Origin of the sequence: Mycobacterium sp. (assembly GCF_049673265.1) — a bacterium.
GTDB lineage: Bacteria > Actinomycetota > Actinomycetes > Mycobacteriales > Mycobacteriaceae > Mycobacterium.
The window spans coordinates 1-6,406 of sequence record NZ_JBATXN010000649.1 but is presented as its reverse complement, the minus strand read 5'-3'; the positions used below and the strand labels follow the sequence as shown (position 1 = coordinate 6,406).

General features: G+C 65.5%; 4 protein-coding genes. 3 read left to right on the top strand and 1 reads right to left on the bottom strand.

The annotated features are described in order from the left end of the window. Window positions 1-56 precede the first annotated feature (56 nt). Entirely contained in the window at window positions 57-656 is a 600-nt protein-coding gene (gene infC / locus WBF82_RS22030) for a translation initiation factor IF-3 (RefSeq protein WP_424385056.1), read from the bottom strand. A gap of 409 nt (window positions 657-1,065) precedes the next feature. On the opposite strand from infC, the gene lysX reads away from it, so the two are divergent. The 3 genes from lysX to WBF82_RS22015 all read left to right on the top strand — a co-directional run bounded on the left by lysX (window position 1,066) and on the right by WBF82_RS22015 (window position 6,358). Further along, window positions 1,066-4,389 (top strand): bifunctional lysylphosphatidylglycerol synthetase/lysine--tRNA ligase LysX, encoded by a 3,324-nt coding sequence (gene lysX, locus WBF82_RS22025; RefSeq protein ID WP_424385054.1) that lies wholly within the window; start codon window positions 1,066-1,068, stop codon window positions 4,387-4,389. 75 nt (window positions 4,390-4,464) lie between these two features. Continuing rightward, window positions 4,465-5,934, top strand: coding sequence for an alpha/beta hydrolase (locus WBF82_RS22020; protein WP_424385055.1), 1,470 nt, complete (start codon window positions 4,465-4,467; stop codon window positions 5,932-5,934). A 196-nt stretch (window positions 5,935-6,130) separates the two neighbouring features. Continuing rightward, window positions 6,131-6,358, top strand: coding sequence for a hypothetical protein (locus WBF82_RS22015; RefSeq protein WP_424385053.1), 228 nt, complete (start codon window positions 6,131-6,133; stop codon window positions 6,356-6,358). Window positions 6,359-6,406: the final 48 nt, after the last annotated feature.

Below are 6,406 nucleotides of genomic sequence, written 5' to 3'. Positions count from 1 at the left end.
ACGCACCACTGTGCGGCTTGGTCTTGGGCATGTTTTCGGTCCTCTGTCTGTCTGTATCAGTTCGGCGATGGTTCGGTATCGGTGGTCGGTGCGGGCGGGGGTGTGGGGCCACCGGCCTGTTCGGCCGCACGGGCACGAGTCTTTGCGCCGCGGTGGGGTGCCAGCACCATCGTCATGTTGCGCCCGTCCTGTTTGGCCGACGTCTCGACGAACCCGTAGTCGGCGACATCGGAGCCCAGCCGCTGCAGCAGCCGGTAGCCCAGTTCTGGCCGCGACTGCTCACGTCCGCGGAACATGATGGTCACCTTGACTTTCGATCCCGCCTCCAGAAATCGGATCACGTGCCCCTTTTTGGTTTCGTAGTCGTGAGGGTCGATCTTGGGTCGCAGCTTCTGTTCCTTGACGACCGTCTGCTGCTGGTTCTTGCGAGACTCGCGCGCCTTTTGCGCCGCCTCATATTTGAACTTGCCGTAGTCCATGATCTTGCAAACTGGTGGTTTGGCGTCTGGAGCTACTTCGACAAGGTCGAGATCGGCATCCACGGCGACGCGGAGGGCATCTTCGATACGCACGATGCCTACCTGCTCCCCTCCCGGGCCGATCAAACGGACTTCAGGTACGCGGATGCGTTCGTTGACGCGGGTCTCAGTGCTGATGGGGCCTCCTGGGCTCTACTGCCCGGCTCCTCCTCAGGCCGCTGCGCGGCCCGCATCGTCACCGGGCGGGTTAACTGTTGTCCTACCACCACCGCCAGCTGGCCCGTTCGGAGACTCAGCGGTGGAAACACCGCACCATCAGCAAAAAAGCCCTGCGTAAGCAGGGCCCGGTGCCGACCGGTCACGGCAGAAGCCGCCTGCGTGACGCAGAACCTACACACCGCTGGCGTGTCGGTGACCGGACCGCTGAGCCGTTCTTGGCCAACGGTGGGAGCGGGACTCCACTTGCTGTCTCTGGACTTCGCCGGAGACGGTCGCAGATGACAGTTTAGCAGTCATAACGGCGCGACCAATTCCGTGCCGTCCGGGCATAGAAATTCCATAGCCTGAGCGAATATCCTCGCGGTTTGTGACCCTCACTGCGTCTCGTCCGCGGAGCCGGTCGACTTCCCGGCTGCGCTGGGTGCCCGCGGCGGCCGGGTGGACGGTCGGCGTTATCGCCACGCTGTCGCTGATCGCCAGTGTGTCGCCGGTGATTCGGTGGGCCATCAAGGTGCCGCGGGAATTCATCAACGACTACCTGTTCAACTTTCCCGACACCAGCTTCGCGTGGTCGTTCGTGCTGGCTTTGCTGGCCGGCGCCCTCACCACGCGCAAACGCATCGCCTGGTGGCTATTGGTCCTCAACCTGCTGCTGGCCGCCGGCTTGAACGTCGCCGGCCTGACCGCCGATGACGTCACCCCGCTGAGAAGGATCGGCGAGACCTTCGGGCTTGGTTTCCATCTGGCTGCACTCTTGGTACTGGTCTTGGCCTATCGAGAGTTTTGGGCCAAGGTCCGCTCCGGTGCGCTGATCAAGGCGGCCGGAGTGCTGCTCACCGGCTGGGCAATCGGGATTCTGCTGTCCTGGGCACTGGTCGAAGCCTTCCCCCGCACGCTGGCCCGCGATGACCGGTTGCTGTACGTGGTGAACCGAGTGGTCGGATTCGCCGTCGCCGATCCCGGAACGTTTGTGGGTCGGCCGCACGTCTTCCTCAACGCGCTGTTCGGCTTGTTCAGCGCGATGGCGCTGATGGTCGCCGCGATCGTGCTGTTTCGATCACAGCGCGCCGAAAACGCACTGACCGGTGAGGACGAATCCGCGATCCGCGCGCTGCTCGAGCTCTACGGCAACAACGACTCCCTGGGCTACTTCGCCACTCGCCGAGACAAGTCGGTAATTTTCGCGCCGAGCGGCCGCGCCGCGATCACCTACCGCGTCGAGGTCGGGGTGTGCCTGGCCAGCGGAGACCCGATAGGTGACCCGCGCGCGTGGCCGCAGGCCATCGACGCCTGGCTGGCGCAGTGTCAGACCTACGGCTGGACACCCGGCAACATGGGTGCGAGTTCGGCGGGAGCAAGAGCGTTTCGCCAGGCCGGCCTGAACGCGCTGGAGTTGGGCGACGAGGCCATCCTGCACACTGCCGACTTCGGGCTCTCCGGCCGTGAGATGCGCGGCGTGCGCCAGGCCGCAACCCGGGCGCGCCGCGCCGAGCTGACGGTGCGGATCCGCCGACACCACGACATCGACCCGGCCGAGATGAAGCGGGTGCTCGCCGACGCCGATGCGTGGCGAGACACCGAAACCGAGCGCGGCTTCTCGATGGCGCTGGGCCGGCTCGGCGACCCGGCCGACGGCGACTGCTTACTGGTCGAAGCCGTCAAGCCCGACAGCACGGTGATCGCGATGCTGTCGCTGGTGCCGTGGGGCCGCAACGGCGTTTCGCTCGATCTCATGCGTCGTTCTCCGGAATCGCCCAATGGGACCATCGAGCTGATGGTCAGCGAGCTTGCGCTACACGCTGAGCGCATCGGGATCAGCCGCATCTCGCTGAACTTTGCGATGTTCCGGTCCGCGTTCGAGCAGGGCGCCCAACTCGGCGCCGGCCCGGTCGCGCGATTGTGGCGAGGATTCTTGATCTTCTTCTCACGCTGGTGGCAGTTAGAGACGCTGTACCGCTCGAACATGAAATATCAACCCGACTGGGTGCCCCGGTACGCCTGCTACGAGGACGCCCGGATGATCCCCCGGGTGGGCGTCGCCTCGGTCATCGCCGAAGGCTTCCTGGTGCTGCCGTTCACTCGGCGCAACGAACACCACACCGGGCATCACCCGTCGGTGCCGCCGACGCTGTTGACGAGCGGGCTGTTGCACCACGACGGCTCAGCACCCGACATCGACGCATTGCAGCGGCACGACCTGGCAGCCGGCGCGGAAGGTGGCCGCCGGCTTCCAGAACAGATGCGAGTCCGGCTGTCCAAGCTAAAGATGCTGCAGGACCGCGGCGTTGACGCCTACCCGGTGGGCCAGGCACCCAGCCACACGATCGCCCAGGCATTGGGCAGCGACGACCAGACGGCGGTATCGGTGTCCGGACGGGTGCTGCGCATCCGCGACTTCGGCGGTGTGCTGTTCGCTCAGCTGCGCGACTGGTCAGCCGAAGTGCAACTGCTACTAGAGAATTCAGTTCTCGAGCGCGGGCGCACCAGGGATTTCACCAAGGCCATCGATCTCGGCGATCTGGTCGAAGTGACCGGGCAGATGGGATTCAGCAAGACCGGGACCCGGTCACTGATCGTCCGCAACTGGCGACTGATCGGCAAGTGCCTGCGGCCGCTGCCCAACAAGTGGAAGGGGTTGACCGATCCGGAAGCGCGAGTGCGCAGTCGCTACGTCGACCTGGCGATCAACGCCGAGTCGCGCCAGCTGATCGCGGCGCGCAGCAGCGTGCTGCGCGCCATCAGAGAAACCTTGCACGCCAAGGGTTTCCTGGAAGTCGAGACGCCGATCCTGCAACAAATTCACGGCGGTGCTGCCGCTCGTCCGTTCAACACCCACATCAACAGCTACGACCTCGACCTGTTCCTACGGATAGCGCCCGAGCTGTATCTGAAGCGATTGTGCGTCGGCGGAGTGGAGCGGGTGTTCGAGCTCGGCCGCGCTTTCCGCAACGAGGGCGTCGACTTCAGCCACAATCCCGAGTTCACTCTGCTGGAGGCCTACCAGGCGCACGCCGACTACACCGATTGGATCGACGGCTGCCGAGAGCTGATCCAAAACGCCGCCCAGGCCGCAAACGACGCGCAAGTAGTGATGCGACCCCGCCCCGGCGCCACCGGCGGCGGCTTCGAAGCAGTCGACATCTCTGGTGTGTGGCCGGTGAAAACCGTGCACGAGGCGGTGTCCGAAGCGCTCGGCGAGCACGTCGACGCTGACACCAGTTTGGCCAAGCTGCGCAAACTGTCCGACGCCGCACACATCGCCTACCTGGCGCGCTGGGACGCCGGCGCGGTGGTGCTGGAGCTCTACGAGCATCTGGTCGAGGCTCGAACCGAGCAACCGACCTTCTACACCGACTTTCCGTTGTCCGTGTCGCCGCTGACCCGACCACATCGCAGCAAAGCCGGCATCGCCGAACGCTGGGATTTGGTGGCATGGGGCGTCGAGCTGGGCACCGCTTACAGCGAGCTCACCGACCCGGTCGAGCAGCGGCGCCGGCTGCAGGAGCAATCCCTGCTGGCCGCCGGCGGAGATCCCGAAGCCATGGAGCTTGACGAGGATTTCCTGCAGGCGATGGAATACGCGATGCCGCCCACCGGAGGTCTGGGGATGGGGGTCGACCGCGTCGTCATGCTCATCACGGGCCGCAGTATCCGTGAGACCCTGCCGTTCCCGCTGGCGAAGCCGCGATAGCCCCCACCACCGGGTGCATACCGATTGAGCAACCGATGAATGAAACAGGTGCTCAACGCCCGGGATAACAGCACAATGGACCATGTGACGGGTTCAGCGACGAACCTCGCGTTCTCACTAGCGGCAGAGCACCACACGTCGCTGATGCACGGCTGGATTCCGGGCACGGTCCAAGCCATCAGCGTGACAGTGCTGCTACTGGCGGTCGGGTGGCGATCGCGCCGCTGGCGGTTGTTGTGGCTGCCGGCCGCAGCAGCTGTCGGTGTCGGAGTGGCTGCTTGGGCGCACTGGTACATCACCGCCGACGGCCTTGCCGACGACCCGGCGCCGCATTTGTTGTGGTGGTGGATCGCGTGCAGCGGCGCAGCGGTGGTGATCTTGTTCCTGGGCTGGCGTGGTACGGCCTGGTGGCGGCGCGGCGCGTCACTGCTGGCCGTGCCGCTGTGTCTGCTCAGCACAGCACTGGTGCTCAACCTGTGGGTGGGCTACTTCCCCACTGTGCAGACCGCGTTGAACCAGCTCACCGCGGGGCCGCTGCCCGACCAGACCGACCTGGCCACCGTCACTGCGATGGCGGCCCGGGGTGTTCAGCCTCAACACGGCAGCCTGGTGCCGGTGACGATCCCCGACGACGCGTCGCACTTCAAGCATCGCGGCGAACTGGTTTACCTGCCGCCTGCGTGGTTTGTCAGAACGCCGCCGCCACACCTGCCGACCGTGATGATGATCGGCGGCGAGTTCAACACGCCCGGTGACTGGGCGCGTACGGGCAACGCAGTGAAGGCGATCGACGAACTGGCGGCCGCGCACGACGGCAACGCTCCGGTATTCGTCTTCGTCGACTCCGGCGGAGCATTCAACAACGACACCGAATGCGTCAACGGGAGCCGCGGCAACGCCGCCGACCATCTAACTAAAGACGTTGTGCCGTATATGGTTTCGAACTTCGGCGTCAGCTCCGAAGCGTCCCACTGGGGCGTCGTCGGCTGGTCGATGGGCGGGACCTGCGCGGTGGATCTCACGGTCATGCACCCCGAGCTGTTCAGCTCGTTTGTCGACATCGCGGGCAACATGGGCCCGGACGCCGGAACCAAGGCGCAAACCATTGTTCGGTTGTTCGGCGGCAACCCCGTCGCGTGGGAAGCCTTCGACCCGGCCACGGTGATGACCAGGCACGGCCGATACAACGATGTCTCGGGCTGGTTCGACATTTCGTCGGATAACGCGCCGAAACGGTATCGCAGTCTCGCGGTGGACGACGGTGCGGTGGGGTTGGGCGGTCAAGACCACATCGCCTACACGAACGACCAGACCGCCGCCGCCGAGCGGCTATGCAAACTGGGCCGCGCCAACGGCATCGACTGCGCGATTGTCGCCCAGCCAGGCAAACACGACTGGCCGTTTGCGAGTAGGGCTTTCGCTCTGGCGCTGCCCTGGCTGGCCGGCCAGTTGGGCACGCCCGGTCTGCCGTGGATGGCGCTGCCGTCCACGGCGCCACCGCGGACGGCCGCTCCGGGTCCGCGCACTGAGCCTGTAGGCAGGTAAGCCCGCTTGAGGGGAGGGGTCGCACGTATTCGCCGCGCCATATTCGTGCGTCACGCGAATCCGTGGAGCGCCTGGACACGCTGGGCGAGCACGCCGCTGGTGCTGCTGCCGGTGTGGACGCGCCGTCGCAGCCACGCGGTGCTGGTCGCGGTCTGGCTAGCGGTCAACCCTGGACCGCCACGGGTAACGTGAAACCATGCCCGACGAGCCAGACGCCGACCCCGGCTACGACGATTCAGGTGTACCGACCTTCGAATCGGTCCGCGAGAAGATCGAGACTCGATACGGGACCTCAATCGGCGCAGCCGAATTGGATGCCGAGACTCCCGCAGGCCGCGACGTGGAGGAGCAGTACGAAGATCGGCAGCGGGCGGCGGCCGAACGGATGGCCCAAATCCGTAAATCGATGCACGAGGGCGGCTAGGCGCTGACCCCGAAACTTAAATCATTGCGGCGTCTTCCGGCGTGTCGT

Bases quoted from the DNA above. Each gene is read 5' to 3' on its own strand.
- WBF82_RS22015 (WP_424385053.1), top strand. From the start codon at position 6,131: ATGCCCGACGAGCCAGACGCCGACCCCGGCTACGACGATTCAGGTGTA.
- WBF82_RS22020 (WP_424385055.1), top strand. From the start codon at position 4,465: ATGGACCATGTGACGGGTTCAGCGACGAACCTCGCGTTCTCACTAGCG.